The sequence below is a fragment of the Microbacterium sp. 2RAF4 genome, assembly GCF_052115285.1.
Taxonomy (GTDB): domain Bacteria; phylum Actinomycetota; class Actinomycetes; order Actinomycetales; family Microbacteriaceae; genus Microbacterium; species Microbacterium oxydans.
The window spans coordinates 1,467,732-1,493,462 of the sequence record NZ_JBFRGI010000002.1; the positions used below are offsets into that span (position 1 = coordinate 1,467,732).

At 69.3% G+C, this 25,731-nt stretch carries 21 protein-coding genes; 13 read left to right on the forward strand and 8 right to left on the reverse strand.

Features of this window, described 5'->3' with window-relative positions:
• The first annotated feature begins 28 nt into the window (after positions 1 to 28).
• The 3 genes from AB4070_RS11545 (at position 29) to cycA (ending at position 3,549) form a co-directional block, all read left to right on the forward strand.
• A complete protein-coding gene (locus AB4070_RS11545; protein ID WP_441980215.1) occupies positions 29 to 1,207 on the forward strand; it encodes an ROK family transcriptional regulator in 1,179 nt (392 codons plus the stop codon).
• A complete protein-coding gene (locus tag AB4070_RS11550) occupies positions 1,204 to 1,980 on the forward strand; it encodes an ATP-binding cassette domain-containing protein (RefSeq protein ID WP_441980216.1) in 777 nt (258 codons plus the stop codon). Before AB4070_RS11545 ends, AB4070_RS11550 begins: the two co-directional genes overlap by 4 nt.
• Before the next feature lie 99 nt (positions 1,981 to 2,079).
• Positions 2,080 to 3,549, forward strand: coding sequence for a D-serine/D-alanine/glycine transporter (cycA, locus tag AB4070_RS11555; protein WP_441980217.1), 1,470 nt, complete (start codon positions 2,080 to 2,082; stop codon positions 3,547 to 3,549).
• Between the two features lie 16 nt (positions 3,550 to 3,565).
• Here the strand turns inward: cycA and AB4070_RS11560 are convergent, their stop codons facing one another.
• From AB4070_RS11560 to AB4070_RS11575, 4 genes are all read right to left on the reverse strand, one after another.
• Positions 3,566 to 3,991, reverse strand: a complete 426-nt coding sequence (locus AB4070_RS11560) for a DUF2871 domain-containing protein (RefSeq protein WP_441980218.1) — start codon at positions 3,989 to 3,991, stop codon at positions 3,566 to 3,568.
• A gap of 136 nt (positions 3,992 to 4,127) precedes the next feature.
• Positions 4,128 to 4,751 (reverse strand): response regulator, encoded by a 624-nt coding sequence (locus AB4070_RS11565; RefSeq protein WP_441980219.1) that lies wholly within the window; start codon positions 4,749 to 4,751, stop codon positions 4,128 to 4,130.
• Positions 4,748 to 6,079, reverse strand: coding sequence for a sensor histidine kinase (locus tag AB4070_RS11570; RefSeq protein WP_441980220.1), 1,332 nt, complete (start codon positions 6,077 to 6,079; stop codon positions 4,748 to 4,750). The genes AB4070_RS11565 and AB4070_RS11570 overlap by 4 nt, the downstream gene beginning before the upstream one ends.
• A complete protein-coding gene (locus tag AB4070_RS11575) occupies positions 6,045 to 8,168 on the reverse strand; it encodes an MMPL family transporter (protein WP_441980221.1) in 2,124 nt (707 codons plus the stop codon). Before AB4070_RS11575 ends, AB4070_RS11570 begins: the two co-directional genes overlap by 35 nt.
• 278 nt (positions 8,169 to 8,446) lie before the next feature.
• On the opposite strand from AB4070_RS11575, the gene AB4070_RS11580 reads away from it, so the two are divergent.
• The 3 genes from AB4070_RS11580 to AB4070_RS11590 all read left to right on the forward strand — a co-directional run bounded on the left by AB4070_RS11580 (position 8,447) and on the right by AB4070_RS11590 (position 11,152).
• Complete coding sequence (locus tag AB4070_RS11580) at positions 8,447 to 9,433, forward strand: aldo/keto reductase (protein WP_441980222.1); 987 nt, start codon at positions 8,447 to 8,449, stop codon at positions 9,431 to 9,433.
• Positions 9,434 to 9,455: 22 nt separating this feature from the next.
• Positions 9,456 to 10,109, forward strand: a complete 654-nt coding sequence (locus tag AB4070_RS11585; protein WP_441980223.1) for an IMPACT family protein — start codon at positions 9,456 to 9,458, stop codon at positions 10,107 to 10,109.
• Positions 10,110 to 10,201: 92 nt separating this feature from the next.
• Positions 10,202 to 11,152 (forward strand): DnaJ domain-containing protein, encoded by a 951-nt coding sequence (locus AB4070_RS11590; RefSeq protein ID WP_441980224.1) that lies wholly within the window; start codon positions 10,202 to 10,204, stop codon positions 11,150 to 11,152.
• A 59-nt stretch (positions 11,153 to 11,211) separates the two neighbouring features.
• Here AB4070_RS11590 and AB4070_RS11595 read toward each other — a convergent pair whose 3' ends face one another.
• Positions 11,212 to 16,173: a DUF7507 domain-containing protein gene (locus AB4070_RS11595; protein ID WP_441980225.1), complete on the reverse strand. Its 4,962-nt coding sequence runs from the start codon at positions 16,171 to 16,173 to the stop codon at positions 11,212 to 11,214.
• Positions 16,174 to 16,373: 200 nt separating this feature from the next.
• Here AB4070_RS11595 and AB4070_RS11600 point away from each other — a divergent pair, with 200 nt between their 5' ends.
• The 3 genes from AB4070_RS11600 to AB4070_RS11610 all read left to right on the forward strand — a co-directional run bounded on the left by AB4070_RS11600 (position 16,374) and on the right by AB4070_RS11610 (position 19,300).
• The gene (locus tag AB4070_RS11600) at positions 16,374 to 16,793 is read left to right on the forward strand and encodes a Fur family transcriptional regulator (protein ID WP_441980226.1); all 420 of its coding nucleotides are present in this window, start codon (positions 16,374 to 16,376) and stop codon (positions 16,791 to 16,793) included.
• A 69-nt stretch (positions 16,794 to 16,862) separates the two neighbouring features.
• Positions 16,863 to 18,314 carry a catalase gene (locus AB4070_RS11605; protein WP_441980227.1) on the forward strand — a complete coding sequence of 484 codons (1,452 nt, stop codon included), beginning with the start codon at positions 16,863 to 16,865 and terminating at the stop codon, positions 18,312 to 18,314.
• A gap of 185 nt (positions 18,315 to 18,499) precedes the next feature.
• Positions 18,500 to 19,300 carry an alpha/beta fold hydrolase gene (locus AB4070_RS11610; protein ID WP_441980228.1) on the forward strand — a complete coding sequence of 267 codons (801 nt, stop codon included), beginning with the start codon at positions 18,500 to 18,502 and terminating at the stop codon, positions 19,298 to 19,300.
• A 69-nt stretch (positions 19,301 to 19,369) separates the two neighbouring features.
• Here the strand turns inward: AB4070_RS11610 and msrA are convergent, their stop codons facing one another.
• Together msrA and msrB are read right to left on the reverse strand one after the other, a co-directional pair.
• The gene (gene msrA, locus AB4070_RS11615) at positions 19,370 to 19,915 is read right to left on the reverse strand and encodes a peptide-methionine (S)-S-oxide reductase MsrA (protein ID WP_441980229.1); all 546 of its coding nucleotides are present in this window, start codon (positions 19,913 to 19,915) and stop codon (positions 19,370 to 19,372) included.
• Entirely contained in the window at positions 19,912 to 20,403 is a 492-nt protein-coding gene (gene msrB, locus AB4070_RS11620) for a peptide-methionine (R)-S-oxide reductase MsrB (protein WP_441980230.1), read from the reverse strand. Before msrB ends, msrA begins: the two co-directional genes overlap by 4 nt.
• Before the next feature lie 186 nt (positions 20,404 to 20,589).
• Between msrB and AB4070_RS11625 the strand changes: the two genes are divergently transcribed.
• A complete protein-coding gene (locus AB4070_RS11625; protein ID WP_441980231.1) occupies positions 20,590 to 21,507 on the forward strand; it encodes a DUF808 domain-containing protein in 918 nt (305 codons plus the stop codon).
• A 148-nt stretch (positions 21,508 to 21,655) separates the two neighbouring features.
• On the opposite strand, the gene AB4070_RS11630 is transcribed toward AB4070_RS11625, so the two are convergent.
• A complete protein-coding gene (locus AB4070_RS11630; protein ID WP_441980232.1) occupies positions 21,656 to 23,005 on the reverse strand; it encodes a DUF222 domain-containing protein in 1,350 nt (449 codons plus the stop codon).
• An 81-nt stretch (positions 23,006 to 23,086) separates the two neighbouring features.
• Here AB4070_RS11630 and AB4070_RS11635 point away from each other — a divergent pair, with 81 nt between their 5' ends.
• The 3 genes from AB4070_RS11635 to pnuC all read left to right on the forward strand — a co-directional run bounded on the left by AB4070_RS11635 (position 23,087) and on the right by pnuC (position 25,696).
• On the forward strand, positions 23,087 to 24,301 hold the full coding sequence (locus AB4070_RS11635; RefSeq protein WP_441980233.1) for a hypothetical protein: 1,215 nt from the start codon (positions 23,087 to 23,089) through the stop codon (positions 24,299 to 24,301).
• Between the two features lie 115 nt (positions 24,302 to 24,416).
• Positions 24,417 to 24,980 carry a GNAT family N-acetyltransferase gene (locus tag AB4070_RS11640; protein ID WP_441980234.1) on the forward strand — a complete coding sequence of 188 codons (564 nt, stop codon included), beginning with the start codon at positions 24,417 to 24,419 and terminating at the stop codon, positions 24,978 to 24,980.
• 2 nt (positions 24,981 to 24,982) lie between these two features.
• Complete coding sequence (gene pnuC / locus AB4070_RS11645; RefSeq protein ID WP_378876645.1) at positions 24,983 to 25,696, forward strand: nicotinamide riboside transporter PnuC; 714 nt, start codon at positions 24,983 to 24,985, stop codon at positions 25,694 to 25,696.
• Positions 25,697 to 25,731 lie beyond the last annotated feature (35 nt).

Here is a 25,731-nt window from a genome sequence, read left to right on the forward strand (position 1 = left end):
CACGATCACCGCGCGGTAGGCTCCCGCTATGAGCAGATGGGCCAGCGGTTCCCAATCGGGGTTGCGCGAGGCCAACACCGCGAAGATCGTCGATGCCGTGAAGCGCTTCGGCGGGCTCACCCAGGTCGAGCTCGCCGAAGCGACCAGCCTCTCGACCGCGACGGTCTCCGCCATCGTCAAAGAGCTGTCGTCGTCGGGGCTCGTGGAGACCCGCCCGACGTCACGGAGCGGCCGACGCGCCCAGCTGGTGACGATCGCGCGGAGGGCGGGGCTCGTCGCGGCGGTGCAGATCGGCAGCCGCAGCATGAGGGTGCGGCTCACGGACGTGGGCCAGGATGTGCTCGCCGACCGCGCGATGCCGCTGCCGGCCGACCATGCCGAGGACACCGTGCTCGACCGCATCACTCTGCTGCTGATCGACATGCTCGGAATGATCGCAGCCGACGCCGACGATCTGATCGGCGTCTGCATCGGAGTGCCCGCGCCCGTGGATCCCGCGTCGGGACTCATCGCCTACCCCGGCGTGATGCGCCGCTGGGAGAGTCAGCCGGTCGCCCACGTCGTCGAACAGCGCCTCGGCTGCCCCGTGCTCGTCGAGAAGGACGCCAACCTCGCCGCTCTCGCCGAAGCCACGCTCGGGACCGCACGAGACGTCGCCGACAGCCTGTTCGTGCATGCGTCCTACACGACGAGCGCCGGCGTGGTCCTCGGCTCACGGCTGTACCGCGGGCGATCGGGCACGGCGGGCGAGATCGGCCACGTGCAGGTCGATCCCTCCGGGTCGATCTGCGCATGCGGACAGCGCGGCTGCCTGGAGACGGTCGCCGGCGCCGACGCCATCACGGCGCCACTGCGAGCCACCTACGGGCAGGTCACGTTCAAGGACGTGATCGCGCGCGCGTCCGCGGGCGACCCCGGCTGTGCACGCGTGGTCGCCGACGCCGCGACCGCGCTCGGACGGGTCGTCGCCGGCGTGCACCAGTCCCTCGCGCCCGAGGTGATCACCGTCGGCGGCGAGCTGACCGAGGCCGGGCCGATCTTCCTGCTGCCCTTCACCAGCGCGCTGCGCGACACCGCACCCCAGAGCCGGGTGTCGCGCCGGGATCCGGTCCCCTCCTCCTTCGGGAAGGATGCCGTGCTGGTGGGGGCCACCATCCACATCCTGCAGTCGACCGACCCGTCCCGGCTCCTCGAGGACCGCTCATGAACCTCACCGCATCGCAAGCCGAGCCTCTGCTCACCCTGCGCGGCGTCACCAAGCGATTCGGCGCCGTCGAGGCGCTCACGGATGTCGACTTCACCGTGAACGCGCGCGAGGTCGTGGGACTGGTGGGCGACAACGCGGCAGGCAAGTCGACCCTCGCGAAGATCATCGCCGGTGCCCTCGATCCCACCTCCGGCGAGATCCGCATCAACGGACAGCAGGTGGATATCTCCTCCCCCGCGGAGGCGAATCGGCTCGGCATCGCCACCGTGTTCCAGGATCTGGCCGTGTGCGAGAACCTCGACGTCACTGCGAACGTCTTCCTCGGCCGCGAGCTGCGCACCACCAAGGGGATGCTGCGCGAGCCGGAGATGGAACAGGCGACGAAGCAGGCGCTGAACGATCTCGCCGCCAACATCCCCTCGATCCGGTCGCCTCTGAACTCGCTCTCCGGCGGGCAGCGGCAGGCCGTCGCCATCGCCCGGACCCTCATCAGTCGGCCGCGTCTCGTGGTGCTGGACGAGCCGACGGCATCTTTGAGCGTCGCCCAGACGGCCGACGTGCTCACCCACATCGAGCAGCTGCGCGAGCTCGGCCTCGGCGTCGTCTTCATCAGCCACAACATCGCCGACGTGCAGGCCGTCTCCGATCGCGTCGAGGTGCTCAGACACGGCCGCAACAACGGCTCCTTCCAGAGTCAGGACGCCGCGTACTCTGACCTCATCGCGGCGATCATCGGAACGTACCGCGCGCCCGATGCCGCGCCGCGCCGCTGAACCGCCGACGATCACATAGGCGTCGGCATCCGCGTGCATTAGCCTGCATCAGCGTGCCCGCTCGCGAGCACGCGCAGTCGACGATGACCGGAGGAAGATGTGACCAAGCAGTACACGGGGGGAACCGAACGCGAGGGCGATGCCACCGCGGACGGAGAGGAACAGCACCTGCGGCGAGCACTGAGCAACCGCCACATCCAGCTGCTCGCGATCGGCGGGGCCATCGGCACCGGGCTGTTCATGGGCAGCGGCAAGACCATCTCGGTCGCGGGCCCATCGGTGATCTTCGTCTACATGATCATCGGCTTCATGCTGTTCTTCGTCATGCGGGCGATGGGCGAGCTGCTGCTGTCGAACCTGAAGTACAAGTCGTTCAGCGACTTCGCGAGCGATCTGCTCGGCCCGTGGGCGGGGTTCTTCACCGGCTGGACCTACTGGTTCTGCTGGGTGGTCACCGGCGTCGCCGACGTGATCGCGATCGCGGGTTACACGGACGCGCTCATCCCCGGAATCCCGCTGTGGATCCCCGGCGTCCTCGTGATCGTGATCCTGCTCGCCCTGAACCTGCCCACGGTCGCCGCGTTCGGCGAGATGGAGTTCTGGTTCGCGCTGATCAAGATCGTCGCGATCGTGGCACTCATCGTCACCGGACTCGTGATGATCTTCACCGGGTTCCAGCACGACGCCGGCACCGCGAGCTTCTCGAACCTGTGGGACAAGGGCGGCATGTTCCCGCACGGGTTCATGGGCTTCGTGGCCGGCTTCCAGATCGCCGTGTTCGCATTCGTCGGCATCGAGCTCGTGGGAACCGCCGCGGCCGAGACCAAGGACCCGAAGCGCAACCTGCCGAAGGCGATCAACGCCATCCCGATCCGCGTGCTGCTGTTCTACGTGGGAGCACTCATCGTGCTGATGGCGGTCACCCCGTGGACGGAGTACGTGGCAGGCGAAAGCCCCTTCATCGCGATGTTCGCCCTCGCGGGTCTGGGCATCGCCGCGACGGTCGTGAACCTCGTGGTGCTGACCTCGGCCATGTCGAGCGCCAACTCCGGCATCTACTCGACCTCGCGCATGGTGTTCGGACTCGCACAGGACGGCGACGCCCCGCGCATGTTCGCCCGCCTCTCCCGCCGCCGCGTGCCGCAGAACGCGCTGTTCCTGTCGTGCATCCTGCTGCTCTCCGGTGTGGTGCTGCTGTATGCGGGCAAGGACATCGGCACGGCCTTCGACATGGTGACCACCGTCTCGGCACTGTGCTTCATGTTCGTGTGGACGATCTTCCTGTGCAGCTACCTCGTGTATCGGCGCACCCGCAAGGACAAGGTCGCCGCGTCGACGTTCCGGCTGCCCGGCGGCGTGTTCATGGTCTACGTCGTGCTGGCGTTCTTCGTGTTCATCCTGTGGGCGCTCACGACCCAGCCCGACACGCTGACAGCGCTGCTCGTGACACCGATCTGGTTCGTGGTGCTGTTCGTGGCGTGGCTGTTCGTGCGCCGCTCACCGAACCACCTCGCCCGGCATGCGGCACACATCGCCCACCTGCGCGACGATTCGGTGGAGGCGGACTGACGGTTCCCCGTCCGAGTCAGGCGACGGCGGGCTTCGGGGCGAACAGGCGCTTCCGGAGGGCGAGGAACAGCAGGATCATGCCGGCGCTGAGGAGGATGTGGCCGAGGCCCGCGATGCCGGCGATCATGCCGCTCGACTCCTGTCCGAGCACCGTGAGGCTGCCGTGCCAGATCATCATGGCCGACGTCAGCACGAGGCCCGCGTTGTACAGCCAGAAGAACCAGCCGAACAGGCGGCTCTCGGACAGCGCGAACGCCTTCTCGAGGAGCAGGACGATCAGCAGGACGACGAAGCCGAGCACGAGCAGGTGCGTGTGCACCAGGCCGAGCTGCGTCGCCTCGCCCTCGGGGAAGTCGTTGATCTTGGTGAACTCTCGGTAGAAGAGTCCGGAGGCGACGCCCACGAGCATGTAGGCGAACGCGGCGGAGAAGAGGCGGCGCATCGGAATCCTTTCGGTCTGATCCCAGACTCGCCGGGGTGACCGTTCCGGGGATCCATCGAACGGTTGAGAACAGGCCCGTTCCGATGCGGATGCGGTCTCGTGGGAGCAGACAGATGGCTCAGAGCAGACAGATGACTCAGAGCAGACCGGTGTCGTGCGCGATGGCGATGGCGCGTGCGCGACTGTCGGCACCGAGCTTCTCGAACACGTGCACGAGGTGGGTCTTCACGGTGGCCTCCGTGACGAACAGGGTCTTCGCGATCTCGCGGTTGGACGCCCCCGTGTCGAGCAGACGCAGCACCTCGAGCTCCCGGTCGGTCAGGCGCACCCGCGGCGCACGCATGACGCGCACGACCCGCTCGCTGAGCTCGGGGGTGAGCACGAGCGCTCCCGACGCCGCCTGGCGGATCGCGCGCGCGATGTCGTCCGGCGGCACATCCTTGAGGAGGTAGCCGGCAGCGCCCGCCTCGATGGCTCCCAGGATCTCGGCATCGCGGTCGAACGTCGTCAGGATCAGCACCGCGGGCGCCGGTTCCTGCGCGCGGAGGGCGGCGGTCGTCTGCACGCCGTCCATGCCCTCGCCGAGCCGCAGGTCGCACAGGACGACGTCCGGATGCAGGTGCCGCGCAAGGGCCACGGCCTCCTCACCGGATGCCGCTTCCCCGACCACCTCGACGTCATCGCGATGGTCGAACAGCGAGCGCACGCCGGCTCGGACGATGGGGTGGTCGTCGACGAGCAGCACGCGCACCGCGGTCATCCCTCCCCTCCGTTCCGTCGCCCCTGAGCGGTGCCGCCGAGGGGGATGTGCGCCGAGAGCGCGGTGCCGTCTCCCGGGGCGCTCTCCACGTCGAGCCCTCCGCCGAGCTCCCGCAGGCGCGCGCGCATCGAGCGCAGTCCGTAGCCGCCACCCGCGCTGCCGACACCACCCTGTGCATCCCGCTGCCGGTCCCACTGCCGCGCATCGAAACCGATCCCGTCGTCGACGATGTCGAGCCGCACCGCGTCGCCGGCGTCAGCGAGGGTGACGACGACCCTGGTCGCGGATGCGTGGGAGCGCACGTTCGCGAGGGCCGACTGCGCCGTGCGCAACAGGGCGACCTCGGCGTCGATGCCGAGCGACGGCAGGTCGTCGTCGGCGTGCAGAGTCGCCTCGATCCCTGTCTCCTCGGTGAGGCGCTCGAGCATGCGGGCCAAGGCGTCGCCGAGCGCGGTGGATTCGAGCTCGGCCGGCATCAGGGCGTTCACGATGCGCCGCGCATCGGCCATCCCCTCCGCGGCGAGCGCACCGATCTGTTCGAGGGCACGGGTGCGCTGCGCCGGGTCGTCCGCCTCCAGAGCCGACCGTGTGAGCATCCCGATCGACGACAGGCTCTGCGCCACGGTGTCGTGGATGTCGCGCGACACCCTGGTGCGCTCCTCGCTCGCACCCGACTCGCGCTGGGTGCGAGCAAGCTCGTCCTGCAGCGCGGCCATCTCCTCCTGGGTGGCCACGAGCGAGGCGATCAGTCGGCGTCGCTCCCGTCCATCGCGGACCAGCTCCAGGTACCCGCGGGAGATCCCCAGAGCGAAGACCCCGCCGACGAGGGGACCGATCACGTTCGCATAGGTCGTGGTGCCGGTGTGCAGCAGCGGAGCAGTCACCACGACGACGAGGACGGCCGCGCTGAGCAGCAGCGCCCAGCGCAGGCGCATCACGAACCCGGCGAGCAGCCACAGGGGGAACGCGAGCCAGACGAACTCCGGCGACACCACGACCGCGCCGAGCCAGATGAGTGTGAGTCCGAGCAGCCACCACGTCGCCAGACGGCGGTCGGAGGTGCGCTCGCTGAGCAGCAGCCCTCCTCCGTACCAGCCGAGGAACACGAGCGAGAGGGCGAGCACCCACGGCAGCGGCACGCCGTCCGCCGCCGCGCGCCAGGCTCCGACGGCGAGCAGCACCACGGTGATGACGGCCTGGCCGATCCGGATCGACCCCACCAGGCTCGCCCACGTGCGCGGAGCGCGGAAGCCGACCGCGCGCTCCGGCCGCGACGACTCCGTTGGCGACGACTCAGCTCGCATCTCGGGTACTGGCGACGGCGGCATGCTCGTATTCTCCCCCGTCGGGCCGTTCTCCGCCTCGATCCGCTCGGGATCGTCTCCGCCCCGCAGTTCCCGGCCACCACATCCACTCGCCGACGATCGCGAAGATCGCCGGAACCACGAGTGTGCGCACCACGAAGGTGTCGACCAGCACTCCGATGCCGACGATGAGCCCGATCTGCCCGAGCGTGACCAGGGGCAGCAATCCGAGCGCGGCGAACACCGCGGCGAGCACGACACCCGCGCTGGTGATGACGCCGCCCGTCGCCGTGAGTGCGCGCACCATCCCCTGACGGGTGCCGACGGTCCGCGCCTCCACGCGCGTCCGATGGACGAGGAAGATCGTGTAGTCGATCCCCAGCGCCACGAGGAACAGGAACGAGAGCAGCGGCACCTGCAGGTCCAGCGCCTCCCATCCGAACAAGACGCGGCTCAGCCAGGTGCCCGCACCGATCGCGGCGACCGCGCTGAGGATGTTCACCGCGAGCAGCAACACGGGCGCCACCAGGGAGCGCAGGAGCACGATGAGCACGAGCAGACTGACCGCGAGCACGAGCGGGACGATCAGGAGCAGGTCGCGCTGGTTGCCCTCGCGCGCGTCGAGGTCGGCCGCCACCGGGCCACCGACCGCAGCGTCACCGGGCACGGCGTGCGCGGCCTCTCGCACTACTCCGACCAGGTCGAGGCTCTCGTCCGTGCCCGGCGCCGGATCCCCGACGACGAGCAGCCGGACGAGCGCGCCGTCGGCGCTCTCGCCGGTCGTCGATACCCGGAGCACCCCGGGCACATCGCCGATCGCCGCGGTCAGCGCATCGCTGTCCGCCGCATCGCCGATCACGATCATCGGCTGGGCCTCTCCCGCGGGGAAGTGCTCGCCGAGCGTTGTGAGACCCGCCGCCGACTCGGAGGGGACACGGAACTTCTCGATCTGCGTGAGTCCGACGGAGGCCCCCGCGAGACCACCGGCGAAGACGCCGAGCAACGCGAGCGCCCCGACCAGCGGCACCCACGGGCGCCGGGAGACGCGCTGCGCGACCGCACCCCACACACGACCCGTCGCGGTGGCATCGCCTACCCGCGGCGCGAACGGCCAGAAGAGGCGCCGCCCGCACACGGCGAGCGCGGGCGGCAGCACCAGCAGCACGGCGGCGAGCGCGATCAGGAGCCCCACGGCCGACGCGATACCGAGCCCGCGTGTGCCGGGGATCACCGCGAGGACCAGCGTCGACAGGGCGAGGACCACGGTCACGTTCGAGGCGACGATCGCCGGTGCGGTGGCCCGCCATGCGCCCACGAGGGCCCGGCGGTGATCGGTCTCGCGCGCGAGCTCCTCGCGATACCGCGAGATCAGCAGGAGGGCGTAGTTCGTGCCGGCGCCGAAGACGAGAACACTCACGATGCCGGAGTCGAACTGCAGTCCGAGGCCCGCGCCGATCGCCGCCGTCGCCTTGTTCGCCAGCTGATCGGCGAGCGCGACCACCACCAGGGGGACCATCCACAGCACAGGCGAGCGGTACGTGACGATGAGCAGCAGCGCGACGATCCCGAGGGTCACCATCAACAGCGTGAAGTCGGCTCCGTCGAACGCCGAGGCGACGTCCACACCGAACGCGGGTCCGCCGGTGACCCGCACGCTCACTCCGTCGATCGGATGCTGCGTCACGGTGTCGCGCAGATCGCGCACGGCGTCAGCGGCGGCATCGTCGTCTTCCAGCGTCAATGTCGCCTGGATCGCCGCGGCCTCTCCGTCGTCGCTGACGATCGGTCCGTGCGGCTCGCGCCCGGACTCGGCTCGGACGTCCACCGCGAGATCGGCGAGGGCATCGACGTCGGCATCGCCGAGCTGCGCACCGTCGTCTCTGGTCGCGATCAGGAGCACCGTGCGCTCGTCGGCATCGGGGAAGCCCTCCGCGAGCACAGCCGCCCGCGCGGATTCGGAGTCCGGCGGAGCCACATCGTTCCCCGCGGGGAGTGATGCCCGACCCAGGGCACCGAGCAGAGCGGTGAACGCGACGACCGCGACGAGCAGGGAGATCCACGCGCCGCGCCGCGAGGTGAGCCACAGGGGAAGGGAACGGAGGGTACGGAGCATGCATCCAGTCCAGCCGCCGCCTCCGTCGCGGGGATCGGGCAGGGGGCTGACACTCCTCTCCACCGTTCGATGGATCCGCCCGCACCTGAAAGGGGGATCCGGTCAGCGGGGTTCCGGTCAGCGGGGATCCGGTCAGCGGGGTTCCGGTCAGCGGGGTTCTGGTCAGCGGGGTTCTGGTCAGCGGGGTTCCGTCAGGCCCTCCCTCACGATCCTGCCCGCGCGTAACGTCGGGTGCAGCGCCGCCGATCCGTCTGCGACCACGATGAAAGGACCACCCCATGCACACGCGTACTCTCGGACAGGGCCTGCAGGTCTCGGCGGTCGGACTCGGCTGCATGGGCATGTCGCAGAGCTACGGACCCAACCCGGGCAGCCGCGACGACATGATCGCCGTGCTGCGGTCGGCGCTCGATCACGGTGTCGACTTCTTCGACACGGCCGAGGTGTACGGTCCGTACGTGAACGAGGAGCTCGTCGGCGAGGCTCTCGAACCCCTCCGCGACCGCGTCGTGCTCGCGACCAAGTTCGGGTGGGACATCGAGGATGGGAGGAGCGTGGGACTGAACAGCCGTCCCGAGCAGATCCGGCGGGTGGCCGAGGCCTCGCTGCGGAGTCTGCGCACCGACGTGATCGACCTGTTCTACCAGCACCGCGTCGACCCCGAGGTGCCGATCGAGGACGTCGCCGGGACCGTCGGCGAGCTGATCGCGGAAGGCAAAGTGCGCCACTTCGGGCTCTCCGAGGCGTCGGCGGACACCATCCGCCGCGCCCACGCCGTGCACCCCGTGACCGCACTGCAGAGCGAGTACTCGCTGTGGACCCGTGACCCCGAGGCCGAGATCCTGCCGGTGCTCGCCGAACTGGGCATCGGGTTCGTCCCCTTCAGCCCGCTCGGCAAAGGTTTCCTGACCGGCACCGTCGACACCGCGGCCGACTTCGCCGCCGGGGACATCCGCGCCACGATCCCGCGCTTCACGGCCGAGAACCGGACGGCGAACCAGGCGCTCGTCGCGCATGTCGCCGACCTCGCTGCGGCCAAGGACGCCACGCCAGGCCAGATCGCGCTGGCGTGGCTGCTCGCCCGGCAGCCGTGGATCGTCCCGATCCCCGGCACCCGACGCACCGCGCGCATCGCCGAGAACGCCGGAAGCACGTCCGTCGCCCTGTCGGCCGACGAGATGGCGGATCTCACGACCCTCGCGACGCGCCTCGGGGTGAGCGGCGACCGCTACAACCCGCAGCAGATGGCCTTCGTCGACCGTTGAGCGCATCGGTATCGTGAGGCGGGTGACCTCCGCCCGCAGCTATCCCGCGACCATCGCGGCGGCGGTCGATCACGAGAGCGTCGTCCGCAAGTCGCGCTTCGTCACCCGCATCGAGCCCGTCTCCTCGGTCCAGCAGGCCGAGGTCGTGATCGCCGGGATCCGCAAGCGGGCGTGGGATGCCAACCACAACTGCACCGCCATGGTCACCGGGCTCCTCGGCGATCAGGCCCGGTCATCGGACGACGGAGAACCGTCAGGCACCGCGGGCATCCCGATGCTGGAGGTGCTGCGGCGACGAGAGCTCACCGATGTGGTCGCGGTCGTGACCCGCTACTTCGGGGGCGTGAAGCTCGGTGCCGGAGGGCTGGTGCGCGCGTACTCGTCCGCCGTGTCCGAAGCGCTCGACCGGGCGTCTCTCGTGCGACGGGCCGCGCTCCGCCAGGTCACACTCGAGGTTCCGCACGCGGACGCCGGTCGATACGACAACCTGCTCCGCGACTGGGCCGCGCATCACGGGGCGACACTCGGCGATCCCACGTATGCGGCCATGGCCACGCTCGAGCTGTGGGCTCCCGAGGCAGAGCTCCCCCGGCTCACCGATGACATCGCCGCCGCCTCCGCCGGCTCGATCGTCCCCGTCGTCGGCGTCGAGCGCATCGTCGACGTGCCGGGCTGATCCCGCTTTCGCGCGATTCTGAGGACGTGGATCCGGGCAGACCCACAACAACCGCCGGATATCCTGGATGCCGCGGTCGCGGAGGGAGAGCGATGTTCGACAGTCCGCTCTCGGCTTCGGCCTACGAGATCCTCGAGGTCGACCCCGCCGTCGACGACATCGAGTTGCGCCGCGCCTACCGTCTCCGCCTGCGCCAGACGCACCCCGACACCGGCGGCGATGCGGCGGTGTTCATCCAGGTGCAGCGCGCGTGGGAACTGGTCGGCACCGTCGAGAGCCGTGCCGCCTACGACCGCCGCACCGGAGTGGCCGGTTCATCCACCGCCGGCGCAGGAGGCACCACCGACTCGACCGCGGGCTGGAGCGGATGGCGTCCGCCCGCGGCCCGCACCGACACCCGTCCACGCGCCCGGTCCTACGGTCACCCCGGCGGCTGGCGTCGTGAGCGCTACCTCGCACTGATCCGCGAATGGGCGGGACGCGGCGTCGAGGTCCCCGATCCGTACGACCCCGCGCTCGTGCGCTCCGCCCCGCGCGATCTGCGCCGACTCCTCGCCGACGCGCTCGCGGAGGAGGCCACGGCCCGCACGGTCTCCGATCTCGGCATGGGATACACGGTGTGGCACGACGTCGCGGTCGGAACCGATGCCGACGACAAGCTCGATCACGTGGTGCTGGGGCCTTCAGGACTGTACGGCGTGATGTCGGAGGACTTCGGCGGAGTGGTCGGCTTCCGTCGCGGAGAGATCACCGGCCCGAGCGTGGGCACCCGCGCACCGGTCACCGCGGCCCTGGGCCGGATGCGCGCCGTCGCCAAAGCCGCGCGCGTCAAGTTCGGCGGCGCGATCATCGTGCTGCCCGACGACGACCTCGCCCAGGCCGTCACCCCGCTCGGCACGAGTCGCGGAGTGCCAGTCGTCGTCGTGCGGCGCAGCGCGCTGGCGATGGTCCTGCGCCAGGGTGTCCCCCAGGCGCGTGCTATCGGCGGCAACGAGCTGTTCGACGTGCGCACCCGATTGCAGCAGACCGTCCGCTTCGTCTGAGCACCGGCCGGAGTGGGCGGAGGACTCGGGAATCCCGACCTCCGCCCACTGACCGCGCGTCAGCTCAGTCGACGCCGTCGGAGGAGCGCGGAGCCCACGACCAGCATCAGCCCTCCGAACAGCAGGCCGACCGACAGCGTCCCACCGGTCACCGCCAGCGTGGGCGGCGGCGGCGGGAAGACCCGCGTGGTCGTCTCCGAGGTCGGCGGGTCGATGGGGTCTCCCCCGGGCGGGGTGCCCGTGGCCGTCGCGACGTTGCGCACCTGACCGCTGCGCACATCGGCAGCCGTCACGGTGTGCGGAGGAACCGTGCAGGTCATCTGCTCCCCGGAGGCCAGGCTGGTCGCCGGGCAGGTGACCGCTCCGGCCGTGGGGTCGGACACCACGATGTCCGCGATGGTCTGCGCACCGGTGTTCGTCACGATGATCGTCCACTCGATGCGGTCACCGGGATCGGTCACACCGTTGCCGTTCACGTCGACCGGGTTGGCGCGCTTCTCGAGTCCGAGAGAGTTGTCCCCGTCGAAGGGCACCTCGACGGTCGACGGCGGCGACACCGGAGGCTGCCCCGAAGGAGGAGTGCCCGTCGCGGTCGCGGTGTTCGTCAGCAGCCCCGCGTCCACATCGGCCTGCGTCGTCCGGTACTCGGCCGTGCACGTGACGATCTGGCCGGGCAGCACGCTTGCGGCGCCCGCCGGGCATTCGATGGCGGACAGCGACCCGGATCCGGAGAACGCCGTCTCATCGACCGTCACGTCGGTGAGAGTGACGTTACCCGTGTTGGTGACCACGAAGGAGTACGAGAGGGTCTGCCCCACGGTCGTCATGGTCTCCGGCGTCGCGGACTTCACGATGCTCACACCGGGCGCCGGGTCCACCGGGACCTCGGTCGTCGAGGGAGGCGAAACCGGCGGGGTGCCCGTCGGCGGAACACCCGTCGCGGTGGCCGAGTTCGACACGCTCCCGGCATCCACATCCGCCTGCGTCAGCACGTAGGTCGCGGTGCACACCACCTGGAGACCTGGAGCCAGTGACGCCGCCCCGGCGGGACACGTCGGAACAGGCGCCGTCCCCGACCCCGTGAAGGTCCCCTCATCCACCGTCACATCCGTGAGGGTGACGTTGCCCGTGTTGGTCACCACGAACGAGTACGTGATCTCCTGACCCACCACATACGCGTCAGCGGTGTTCGGGCTCGCCGACTTCACCACCGAGATCCCGGGGTCCGGCCCCACCGGCACCTCCACGGTCGAGGGCGGCGAGACAGGAGGCGTGCCCGTCGGCGGCGTACCCGTCGTCGTCGCGGTGTTCGTCACGCCACCGGCATCCATGTCCGACTGCGTCACCACATACGAGGCGGTGCACGTCACGTCCGTTCCCGGTGCGAGAGATGCGGCACCCGCAGGGCACGTCACGACGGGAGCCGTCCCCGTGCCCGAGAACGCGGTCTCCGTCACGGTGACCCCCGTCAACGTCACGTTGCCGGTGTTGGTCACCAGGAAGGAGTAGTTGATCGTCTGCCCCGCAGCCGTCAACTGCTGCAGATCAGCGGACTTCACCACCGTCATCGCCGGAGCCGGATCCACCGGGACCTCCGTCGTCGACGGCGGCGACACCGGAGGAGTGCCCGTCGGCGGAGTACCGGTCGTCGTCGCGGTGTTCGTCACACCACCCGCATCGATATCGGCCTGGGTCACCACATACGACGCGGTACAGGTCACGTCCGTTCCCGGGGCGAGAGATGCGGCGCCCGCAGGGCACGTCACGACGGGAGCCGTGCCCGTGCCCGAGAACGCCGTCTCCGTCACCGACACGTCGGTGAGCGTCACGTTGCCGGTATTGGAGACGAGGAACGAGTAGTTGATCGTCTGGCCCGCAGCCGTCAGCTCCTGCAGATCAGCGGACTTCACCACCGTCATCGCCGGAGCCGGATCCACCGGGACCTCCGTCGTCGACGGCGGCGACACCGGAGGGGTGCCCGTCGGCGGAGTACCCGTCGTCGTGGCCGTGTTCGTGACGCCCCCGGCATCCATGTCGGCCTGCGTCACCACGTAGGAGGCGGTGCACGTCACGTTGGCCCCCGGGACCAGCGAGGCCGCTCCGGCGGGACACGTCACGACCGGAGCCGTGCCCGTGCCCGAGAACGCCGTCTCCGTGATCGTGACGTCGGTGAGAGTGACGTTGCCGGTGTTGGTCGCCACGAACGAGTAGTTGATCGTCTGCCCCGCAGCCGTCAGCTCCTGCAGATCGGCCGACTTCACCACCGTCATCGCCGGGGCCGGGTCCACCGGGACCTCGGTCGTCGACGGCGGCGACACCGGCGGGGTACCCGTCGGCGGGACACCCGTCGCGGTGGCGGAGTTCGACACGCTTCCGGCATCCACATCCGCCTGGGTCAGCACATACGTCGCGGTGCACACCACCTGAAGACCCGGAGCCAGTGACGCCGCCCCCGCAGGACACGTCGGAACAGGCGCCGTCCCCGACCCCGTGAAGGTCCCCTCATCCACCGTCACATCCGTGAGGGTGACGTTGCCCGTGTTGGTCACCACGAACGAGTACGTGATCTCCTGACCCACCACGTACGCGTCAGCGGTGTTCGGGCTCGCCGACTTCACCACCGAGATCCCGGGAGTGGGATCGACAGGCACCTCCACCGTCGAGGGCGGCGAGACAGGAGGCGTGCCCGTCGGCGGCGTACCCGTCGTCGTGGCCGTGTTCGTCACACCACCCGCATCGATATCGGCCTGCGTCACCACATACGACGCGGTACAGGTCACGCTGGCTCCCGCCGCGAGAGATGCCGCGCCCGCAGGACACGTCGCCACGGGAGCGGTGCCCGTGCCGGAGAACGCCGTCTCCGTCACCGAGACGTCGGTGATCGTCACGTTGCCCGTGTTGGTCACGAGGAACGAGTAGTTGATGGTCTGCCCCGCAGCCGTCAGCTCCTCGAGGTCGGCCGTCTTCGCCACGGTCAAGGCGGGAGCAGGCACGACCGGGATCTCGAGAGTCGACGGCGGCGACACCGGAGGCGTGCCCGATGGCGGCGTGCCGGTCGCCGTCGCCGTGTTGTCGAGGGAGTCGGCGCGATAGTCGGCCGTGGTCGTCGTATAGGTCGCCTGACACGTGACCTGCGCGGCCGGCGCCAGCGATGCCGCGCCCGCCGGGCAGGTGACCACGGGAGCGGTGCCGGTTCCGGTGAACGCCGTCTCCGCCACCGACACGTTGGAGAGCGTGACGTTGCCCGTGTTCGTCACCAGGAACGAGTAGGTGATCGCCTGGCCCGCGGAGGTGATCTCGGTGGTGTTCGCGCTCTTGACGAGCGTGATCGCGGGAGCGGCCGCAGCAGGCACCGTCACGGAGGAGGGAGGAGACACCGGAGGGGTGAGGATGCCGGGAGGGGTTCCCGTCGCCGTCGCGGTGTTGGACAGCGAGCCCCTGTCGATGTCGGCCTGGGTGAGTGTGTAGCTCGCGGTACACGTCGTCGATGCACCCGCAGCCAGGGTGGTCGTCGGACACACGGCGGGAGACATCGTTCCGGTGCCGTTGAACGCGGTCTCGGTGACGGCGACACCCGTGAGCGTCACGTCGCCCGTGTTGGTCACCAGGAACGAGTAGTAGATGACCTGTCCGACGGTGAACGCTTCCGGCCCCGACGGCGTCGCGGTCTTGAGCACCGAGATGCCGGGGTTCGCTGCGGCGATGGTGAGGGCGTAGTCCTCCACTTCACCGGTGATGGCCGCACCCGTCGGGGTCGCCGGCGTCAGGTCGGTGCCGCTCGCGATCCGGAATCGGGCGAATGTGGGGCCCGCGACCGTCTGGGAGATGATGCCCGGCCAGGTGAGCGTCACCGACGAGCCGTCCGGGGTTCCCGCCGGCACGGGTGCCGAGACCCCTTCGTTGGCGTCGAACACGCCGTTCCGGTTGAAGTCGACCCAGCCGACGAGAGTGGCGGTCGTGCCGGGCGCCTTGTTCGCGACCAGCACCGAGACCGAATAACTGCTGGTGATGCCTGCCGTGATGGGGCTGAACGTGGAGACGCCGTTCTCGTCGTTGATGACCTGGTTCGGGGCCGTGCCGCCGACCTGGTTGTCGCCGGTGGCGTTCGCGCTGTACTGCATCGCGGTCTCGGCATCGGCCGACCAGCCGAGGTAGGTCGCAGCGTTCAGCTCGTGGGAGACGGAACCGTAGCTGGCGGGTGCGTCGCCGAAGTCGTCGGGGACCGTGGCGCACGAGGGGTTGAAGCCGTCGATGCCCTCCCCACCGCTCTGCGCGCGGTAGCCGCGGACCACGATGTCGCTGGTGCCGGTCGTGTCTCCGGGGCCGCAGCGCGGGGTCGGGGTCTGCAGCCCGCCGTTCGTGTTGAAGTCCTGCCCGATGGTGAGGACCGTCGGTGTGGCGGCGAGGTTGACGCGGAGCTGCCCCGCCCCGGTGAGGATCATCGGTCGGCAGGTGATCTGCACGGACGACGGCCAGCGCGCCCCGTTGTCGCCGACGTAGGTCGTACCCGTGATGCGGTGCACGAACGTGTTGGCCGGGCAGGTTCCGGTCTGCAGGTTTCCACGGCTCTGGTCGTAGACCGGGCCGTTGATCCAGGTGGGGTTCACGGTGCCGGTGATGACGCCGGCATTGCTCACCGTGATCGTCGAGCACTGAAGAGCGAAGCGCACCAGGATCGAGTTCGCGTTGGGGCTGACAGGAGAGGTCTGCTGACGGTTCTCGGTCTGCACCCCGGTGAGGACGGAGTTCGACGGACACTCGGTCGGTGCGGTCAGATCCTTGTCCGATCCGACGATCGGGCCCTCGTAGGACGGCCCGAGGTACAGCTGTGCGGCATCACCGGGGGCGGCGCTCGCCGTCGTCGCAGGGACGACGAGCCCTGCCATCACGAGAGTCAGCAGCGCGACGACGGCGAAAGGCTTCCGACGCGCGCGGGAGACACGAAGACGAGCCAGAAACGATCTGCGGTGCTCTTCTCGCGCAGACGACAGGGCGCCGGACTGGCTGTTCTGAGACGGCATCGAGGCTCCCTCGGTTTCACTCGAGCGACCACCCCGCCACCCAAGCTGTGATTTTGCCCAGAGTAACGGAGGGCTTGGCGGATTCCCAGGACTTTTTTGTGACCTCACCTGGGTTAGATCTCCGGTCCTCCCCGCCGCCGGCCGCGGCATGCCGGAATGCTTTCTTTTGAGTTATTCAAAAAACAAGGTAGCCTCAGGGGATGGAGACAGAACTCGACTCGGCGCTTCGCGGTGCTGGGCTTCGGGCGACCGCGGGCCGCGTCGCCGTTCTCGAGGCTCTCGACTCCATGGCCCATACGGATGCGGAACGGGTCTACCGTGCCGTGTCCGAAGTGCTGCCGACCACGTCGATCCAGTCGGTGCACAACATCCTCGCGGACCTGACGACGGCGGGTCTCATCCGCCGGATCGAACCGGCAGGTTCCGCAGCGCTCTACGAGCGGCGCATCGACGACAACCACCACCACGTCGTCTGCACCTCCTGCGGTGCGATCGGCGATGTGGACTGCGTCGTCGGCGAAGCGCCGTGTCTCACCCCGTCATCGACGGGGGGATTCACCGTCCAGACAGCCGAAGTCACCTTCTGGGGCCTCTGCCCCAGTTGCCAGAACGCCGCGTAGGAGCAGTCCGCCGAGCACCCGTCCCCGGATGGGGGTGTTCGTCGCACCCACGCGGAGAAGGAGAACACCATGACGAAACCTGCCACCACCACGCAGGCCGGAGCCCCGATCGCGAGCGACACGCATTCGCTCACCGTCGGCGCCGACGGCCCCACCGTCCTGCACGACCACTACCTGGTCGAGAAGATCGCGGCCTTCAACCGCGAGCGGGTGCCGGAGCGCAACCCGCATGCGAAGGGCGGCGGCGCGTTCGGCGAGTTCGTCGTCACCGAAGACGTGTCCGCCTACACACGGGCAGCCGTCTTCCAGCCGGGAGCGACCAGCGAGACCCTCATCCGCTTCTCCTCGGTCGCCGGCGAGCAGGGCTCTCCCGACACCTGGCGCGACGTGCGCGGCTTCTCGCTCCGCATGTACTCCGAGGAGGGCAACCTCGACATCGTCGGCAACAACACTCCGACGTTCTTCCTGCGCGACGCGATCAAGTTCCCGGACTTCATCCACTCGCAGAAGCGACTGGGCGACTCGGGCCTGCGCGACCCCGACATGCAGTGGGACTTCTGGACCCTGTCGCCGGAGAGCGCCCACCAGGTCACGTACCTCATGGGCGACCGCGGTCTCCCCCTCACCTGGCGCCACATGAACGGCTACGGCTCGCACACCTACTCCTGGATCAACGCCGCGGGCGAGGTCTTCTGGGTGAAGTACCACTTCATCTCGCAGCAGGGTGTCGAGGCGATGAGCAACGAAGAGGCCGAGCAGCTCGCCGGGTCGGACGCCGACCACTACCGTCGCGACCTGTTCCGGTCGATCGCCGACGGCGAGTTCCCGAAGTGGGACCTCTACGTGCAGATCATGCCGTACGACGAGGCCAAGGACTACCGGTTCAACCCGTTCGACCTCACCAAGACCATCTCCAAGAAGGACTACCCGCGCATCAAGGTCGGCACCCTGACCCTGAACCGCAACCCGGAGAACTTCTTCGCGCAGATCGAGCAGGCCGCCTTCTCGCCATCGAACCAGGTGCCCGGAACCGGCATCTCCCCGGACAAGATGCTGATGGGGCGCATCTTCGCCTACCCGGATGCCCAGCGCCACCGCATCGGTCCGAACTACAACCAGCTGCCGGTGAACCAGCCGCACGCGAGCGAGGCCCGCAACTACCAGCACGAGGGCTCGATGCGCTACAAGTTCAACGACGCCGAGCACCGCACCTACCAGCCGAACTCCTACGGAGCGGCAGGCGGACCGGAGGCCGATCCGTCGAAGGGCATCGAGGTGAACTGGGAGGCCGACGGCGAGATCCAGCGCTCCGCCGCGACCCTGCACGCCGAGGACGACGACTTCGGTCAGCCGGGCACGCTCTACCGCGACGTGTTCGACGGTGAGCAGCGCGCACGCTTCCTGGAAACCCTGACCGGTCAGGGGCGTTCGATCACGGTCGACGCCATCCGCGAGCGCTTCTTCCAGTACTGGACGAACGTCGACGCCGAGCTCGGTGCCGCTCTGCGCGATCGGGTCTGATCCATCGCACCCGCGGAGACATCGTCTTCGCACCGAAACCCCCTTCTGCGCCCGGCGACAGGAGGGGGTTTCGTCATGGGAACGTTCTGCGCCGACGCCCCGTTGCCGCGGGCATCGCGAGCGCGGTGCTCGGCTCCTCGTCGTGCTCTGAGCCTCGCGTCCGCGAACAGGGCCAAGATGGAGAGGTGGCCGTCCCTCTCTCCGACCTGACCAGCATGCCCGCACCCCAACACGTGTACGCCGCCGACGGCACCCGGCTGGCGACCTACACCTGGGGTGAGTTCGACGCGCCGGTCGTGGTCATCGTGCACGGCTTCGCATCGAACGCCCGCGACAACTGGGTGCTCACGGGCTGGGTGCGCGAGCTCACGCGTGAGGGCTACCGCGTGCTGGCGCTGGACCAGCGCGGGCACGGCCTCAGCGAGAAGCCGCACGACCCCGACGGCTATCGCATCCGCACCCTGGTCACCGACGTCGAGACCGTGATGGACACGTACCTCGTCGACGATGCGTTCTACGTCGGGTACTCCCTCGGCGCGCGGGTGGGCTGGGAGGTCGTCCGCGAGCTTCCGCATCGCATCGGACGGGCGGTGCTCGGAGGCGTGCCGGACGGCATCCCCCTCGCGCGGCTCGACCTCGATCAGGTGCGCGCCTACATCGCCGACGGCACGCCGGTGGCCGACCGGACGACGCAGAACTACATCGCGCTGACCGAGCGGGTGCCCGGCAACGACCTGCAGGCGCTCGTCGCACTCGCCGAGGGCATGCGGGCATCGGGCATGATCGACCCCGATCCCTCGGATGCGCCGAAGCGACCGATCCTCTTCGCCACCGGTTCGAAAGACGCGATCATCGAGGGCTCGCGCGCCTTGGCCGCAGCGGCTCCCGACGGCCGGTTCTTCGAGATCCCGAACCGGAACCACTTCAACGCCCCTGGTTCCCGCGACTTCAAGGAAGCGGCCGTGGCGTTCCTCGCCGAGTCCTAGCCCTCAGGCGCGCGGTTCACACACGTATGGCCCGGTCGACAGGCGACCGGGCCATGCGTCGGGATGCGCTCAGACGGCGGCAGCCTCGTCGCGCTTCGGCAGCACCCATCCCGCACGCGGGAAGTGGCAGGTGTAGCCGTTCGGGTACTTGATCAGGTAGTCCTGGTGCTCCTCCTCGGCCTCCCAGAAGGGACCGGCCGGCTCGATCGTGGTGACGGCCTTCGCGGGCCAGAGACCGGAGGCGTCGACGTCGGCGATCGTGTCCCGCGCGACCGTCTCCTGCTCCGGGGTGAGCGGGAAGATCGCGGAACGGTAGCTCGATCCGATGTCGTTGCCCTGACGGTCCTTGGTCGACGGGTCGTGGATCTGGAAGAAGAACGCGAGGATATCGCGGTACGTCGTCTTCGTCGGGTCGAACACGATCTCGACCGCCTCGGCGTGGCCGGGGTGGTTGCGATAGGTCGCGTGATCGTTCGAGCCGCCGGTGTAGCCGACGCGGGTGTCGAGCACGCCGGGCTGGCGGCGGATCAGGTCTTCCATGCCCCAGAAACAGCCGCCGGCGAGCACGGCGGTCTCGGTTCCAGGGGTGCGGGTGATGTTTCCGTCGTCGGTCATGACTGCTCCTCAGCGGTGTCGGGGGTGTGGGTGGTGGTGGTGGGGCGTGCGAAGAGGGCGCTGTAGCGACCGTACCCCTCTTCCTCCAGGCTGTCGGCCGGGATGAAGCGGAGGGCCGCGGAGTTCATGCAGTAGCGCAGCCCGCCCTCGGCGCGGGGTCCGTCGTCGAAGACGTGTCCGAGGTGGCTGTCCGCGCCCGCGGAACGGGCCTCGGTGCGCTTCATCCACAGTGACCGGTCGGTGCGCGTGGTCACCGCGTCCGCATCGATGGGCTTCGTGAAGCTCGGCCAGCCGGTACCGCTGTCGAACTTGTCGGTCGACGAGAACAGGGGCTCGCCGGACACGACGTCGACGTAGATGCCGTCGTCGTGGTTGTTCCAGTAGGCATTGCGGAACGGCGGTTCCGTGGCATCCTGCTGCGTCACCTCGTACTGCAGCGGGCTGAGACCGCTGACGGCCTCGGGGGTCTTGCCGTAGTCGTTCGACATGATCTGACTCCTTCTCCGACGTCGCTGGCTGCGCCGTCTCAGAGAAGAACCGACGAGCGGCCCGATTTGGTCCCGCAGCCCTGGGAACGGGCTGTGAGTTTTCAGGCCGCTCGCGCGGGCGAGGCCGAGACCCTCCGAGTCGATAGAGTTGCCTCCGCACTGCACACCTCCGAGGGGAACCCACGCATGTCCGTTGGACTTCTGGCCGTCGTCGACGACATCCTGAGCGCCGCGATGAAGGCCTCGGCCAAAGCGGCCGGAGTCGTGATCGACGATGCCGCGGTGACCCCGCAGTACGTGCAGGGCCTCACTCCGGCCAGGGAACTCCCCGTCGTCGGCAAGATCGCCCTGGGCTCGCTGGCGAACAAGTTCCTGATCATCATCCCGGTGGCGTTGCTGCTCACCGCGTTCGCGCCGTGGGTGCTGCCGTATCTGCTGATCCTGGGCGGGGCCTACCTCTGCTTCGAGGGCGCGGAGAAGGTGCTGGAGTGGTTCGGCGTGCAGCACGGCCACGCCGACGAGGGCGCGCGCGACGAGAGGAAGCTGGTGCTGGGCGCCGTGCGCACCGACCTGATCCTCTCCACCGAGATCATGCTCATCTCGCTCGCGAGCCTCGAGAAGGGGCTCGACATCTGGGCGACGCTGGCCATCCTCGCCGTGATCGCCCTCCTCATGACGGGCGTCGTCTACGGTGCGGTCGCGCTGCTCGTGAAGATCGACGACATCGGCCTGAAGATGGCGAAGAATCCGGTGCAGCGCGTGCGCCACACCGGCACCAGGATCGTGCGCTCGATGCCGGCGGTGTTCCGCTTCATCAGCATCCTCGGCACGGTCGCGATGCTCTGGGTCGGCGGCCACCTGGCGCTCGTGAACCTGGGCGAGGTGGGGCTGCACGTCACCACCGACCTGCTGCACGGGATCGAGCACGCCCTGGAGCCGGCCGGCGGATTCGTGGTCTGGCTGGTCGAGACTGTCGTGTCGGCGATCGCGGGCCTCGCACTGGGGCTGCTGATCGTCGGGATCGTGCTCGGCATCGCGCGGCTCTTCGGCAAGACGCCCAGCTTCCACGAGGGCGAAACCTCCCCCGCCGACGTGCACGTCTGAGTCGCACCCCGTTCGAGCCACACCCGCTCCCGAGCCGCACCCGCGTCTGAGCGAACCCGCGTCCGAGCCGCACCCGCGCCCGCGTCTCACCCAACCCGCACACACCCACGCGCCCGCGCCTCACCCCAAGCACCCGCGCGGCACGCAGTCACGCCGCGATGTCGTAGCGCGCTCTTCCCCCGAGTCTCGGCCTGCGTTCCGGATCGACGTTCGGCGGTGGGATGAGCCATACCCGCGCCGCGAACCCGACCCCTTCGATCCTGATCTCCCAGTCGTTGTCATGGATGCGGTGGTGACAGCTCTCGCAGAGCAGCACCCCGTTGTCGAGGTCGGTCGGCCCGGTATCACGCTGCCACCAACGCAGGTGATGCGCCCTGGTCAGCTGCGGCGCGAGCCCGCACATCACACAGCCGCCGTCACGCTCCACCAGCGCAAGCCGCTGAGCACGGGTGAACAGCCGCTTCTCACGACCCCAGTCGAGGATCTCGCCTCCACCGCCGAGCACGACGGGGATGATGCCGCCGCCCGCCGCCATCCGACGACAGGCGGCGATGCTGACCGGCTCATCGAGGCCATCGACCGTCGCGAACCCGCTGCCGCCGGTCAGGTCGTCGAGCCCCACCCGCACGACGACCGTCGCTCCGGACACGGGAAGGCCGCCGTTGTCGCAACCGCTCGCGTGTGCGCAGATCTCGGCGAGCGCATCGGCCTGCAGCATCGCGATCGTGCGTCGATCGGCATCGGGCGCCTCGGGATCGAGCACGTGCGCCCTGGCCTGGAACGTCGCAGTGACGTAGGCCTGGATCGCTGCCTTCACCGGAGCGCCGGAAGCGACGTCGGTCTGCAGCGTCAGGTGCAGCGACCCGTCGCGCTCGAACATCGTCAGCGAGCGCCGCGATCGGGCCTCGTCCTCGCGCGGCGCCACACCGTCGGGGTCGAGCCAGGCCTCGGCGTGCACGACCAGCTTGCGCACGTCGTCGAGCGACAGCCCTGCCGCACGTTCGACGAGAAGTCGCTCGGCTTCGATGATCCGCTCCAGACCGACCTTCAGCCGGGCCCGATCGAGCAGGGTCACGATCGACGCCGCTGCTGCGGCGCTCAGCGCGCCCGTGCCGATCGCCCGTTGGACCGCGGGATAACGCGGCGGCAGCGGCTCGCCGAGCAGGTTCGCCCGGGGAGCCGTGGCCTCCCCCACCTTCACCAGGCGCACCGCATCCCCCGTCGATCCGCCGGTCGTCGCGGCGATCATGGTCGCGGGGCTGCGGAACCCCTGCTCCTTCGCCAGGCTCGCCGCTCCCAGTTCCGGGCGCGACTCGCGCGCGATGCTCGCCGCGATCTCGGCGTGGATGCCGTCGAGGCGACGCTGCACCAGCCCCATCGTGCGATGCGCCTCGAGCAGCTGCGCTCTGGTCAGCTCGGCCGCGTTCGACGCATCCGCCCACACGTCTTCGAGGCACTCCACGGCCTCGAGGAGAGGGCTCAGATGCGGGTTCGCCATACCGCCAGTTTAGAACATATCTTCGATATATCGGAGGGGTGTGGATAAGTCGGTGCGCCCCGGTGCCGTAGTCTCATCGCCATGTCCGCCACCTCGCCGTCGCCGAAGTCCCGCAGCACGAAGCGCGACGCCGACCGCTGGTTCCGCGAGCAGGGCCTTCCGACCTTCGTGCCGCTGCGGCGCTGGTTCACCGACCTCCCCCGTCGCGTCGCACCCCTCATCGCCTGGGTCGCGGTGGCCGCCTACCTCTTCCAGGACGGGATCGAGGTCGTGTTCGACCTCGCCCTCGACGACGACTCGATCGGGTGGGAGTTCCTGATCGTCCCCCTCGCCCTGATCATCTTCCTGCTGGCGGTGGGCCTCGCCTGGGCGGCCTACTTCCTCGTCCGGGCCCTGCTGCGGCGTCTCCCTGCGGGGATCGGCACGGCGGTCGCCGTCGTCCTGATCGCCGTCAGCCTCGCCTTCACGATCGTCTACGACTACAGCACGCATCCGAACTCGACGGTGGGGCCGATCCTGCGCACGGCGCTCGTGCTCGCCCTCTGCGTCCTGGTGACGGGCATGGGCGGCGGCGCCATGATCTCCTGGGCCTCGCGACTCGCGGTGCGCAACGCCTCGGCGATCGGGCACATGGCATCGATCGCGCTGCCCGTGATCCTCATGCTGGTGGTGTTCTCGTTCTTCTCCGCCGAGGTCTGGCAGATGGCCTCCGCGCTGTCATGGGGATCGATCGCCCTCGTCGGCCTCGTCGTCGCGGTGCTCGCCGGCATCGTCGTGCTACGCGTCAGCGCGTCGGAGATCGACGACGACGCCCAGGCTCCGACTACCGAGCAGCGAGCCGCGCTGCTCATCGACACCCCGGCGGAAGGGCGTCCTGCACCCGAGCGGCCGGGGCGCCTGCACGCTCCGCAGCGCATCAACATCCTGCTCGCGATGACCGTCGCGCAACTCGTGCAGGCTCTGTTCTTCGCCGGGCTCCTCGCGGCGCTGCTGATCGTGATCGGAGGCATCGCGATCCCCCAGGGCGTCGTCGGCATCTGGCTCGGTCCCAGCAGCGCCGCCCAGCCGCTCGCGGTGCAGCCCCTGGAGTTCTTCGGGGCGAAGCTGCCGCTCACCGTCAACCTGCTCAAGGCCGCGACTCTGCTCGCCGTGATCGCCGCCCTCCCCTTCGTGTTCTCGGCCGTGAGCGAGGCCCGCTACCGGGAGCGGTTCTTCGACCCGATCATGGCCGACATGCGGCGGGCGATCCTCGTGCGCGAGGCCGTCAGCACGGCGCCGGCGCGCCGCTCCTCGTAACTGTTCGGTCGCAGCGCGCCCGAACGGCGCTCCTCCTGCTAGCGTCGGCGATGCGCACCCGAGCGCCGACGAAGGATGCGCACCCGAAGCGCAGAAGAAGAGGGACCGCCCGCCGATGACAGCCGTGCGAATCAGGGATGCCGAGACCGCCGATCTCGAGACGATCACCGCGATCCACAACCATGCCGTGCTGCACACCACCGCGATCTGGAACGAGGAGGCGGTCGACCTCGCCGATCGCGTCGCCTGGCTGGCGGATCGCACCGCCCGCGGCTGCCCGGTCATCGTGGCCGTCGACGACACCGGGGTGCTGGGATACGCGTCGTACGCGCAGTGGCGCCCGCACAGCGGATACCGTCACACGGTCGAGCACTCGGTGTACGTGCGCGACGGTCAACACGGTCGGGGCATCGGCACCACGCTGATGACGGCCCTCCTCGAGCGTGCCAGGGCGGCCGGGATGCACGTGATGATCGCGGGGGTCGAGAGCGGCAACGCGGCCTCCATCGCCCTGCACCAGCGATTGGGCTTCGTCGAGGTCGGCCGCATGCCGCAGGTCGGCGCGAAGTTCGGACGCTGGCTCGATCTGAGCATGCTGCAACTCGTGCTCGACGATCGGCCCGAACCCGACAGCGAACTCGGCACCGAACCCCGCACCGAACCCCGCACCGGATCCTGACGATGAACCTGCTGCAGTGGTTCGTCGACGCCTTCAACTCGCAGTGGATGCTGCCCGGCGGCCAGACGCTCCTGGTGCGTGAAGTCGTGGGCAACGCCTTCGGTCTCGCGAGCGCCCTCGGAGGGATGCGCCGCAAGGTGTGGGCGTGGCCGGTCGGCATCATCGGCAACGTGCTGCTGCTCACGGTCTTCCTCGGCTCGGCCCTCAGCCCCGACCCGTCGCTGCCGCACCTGCTGGGTCAGGCCGGGCGACAGATCATGTTCATCGCCGTCGCGATCTACGGCTGGATCCGCTGGCGCAATCTCGACGGCGGACGCGTCGTCCCCCGCTGGGCCCCGACCGGCGCGCGCATCGGCATCGTGCTGGTCATGATCGTCGGCACGGTCGCCCTGACCCCGCTGTTCCGGCTGCTCGGATCGTGGGAGCCCGTCTGGGCCGACGCCTGGACGTTCGTCGGGTCGCTGCTCGCCACGTACGGCATGGCGAAGGGCTGGACCGAATTCTGGCTGATCTGGATCGCCGTCGACGTGGTCGGGGTGCCGCTGCTGTTCGGCTCCGGCTACTACGCCACCGGCCTCATGTACGTCTTCTACGGCGTCTTCACGGCGGTCGGCTTCGTGATCTGGTGGCGTGCACAGCGCACGGCCGCACCGCCGATCGAGATCATTCCGCCCGACCCGAGCCCCCGACGGCCGGAGGAGGAAGAGCTCGCCTGAGCCCGCCCTCCCCCGGCATCCCCTCCGACCCGATG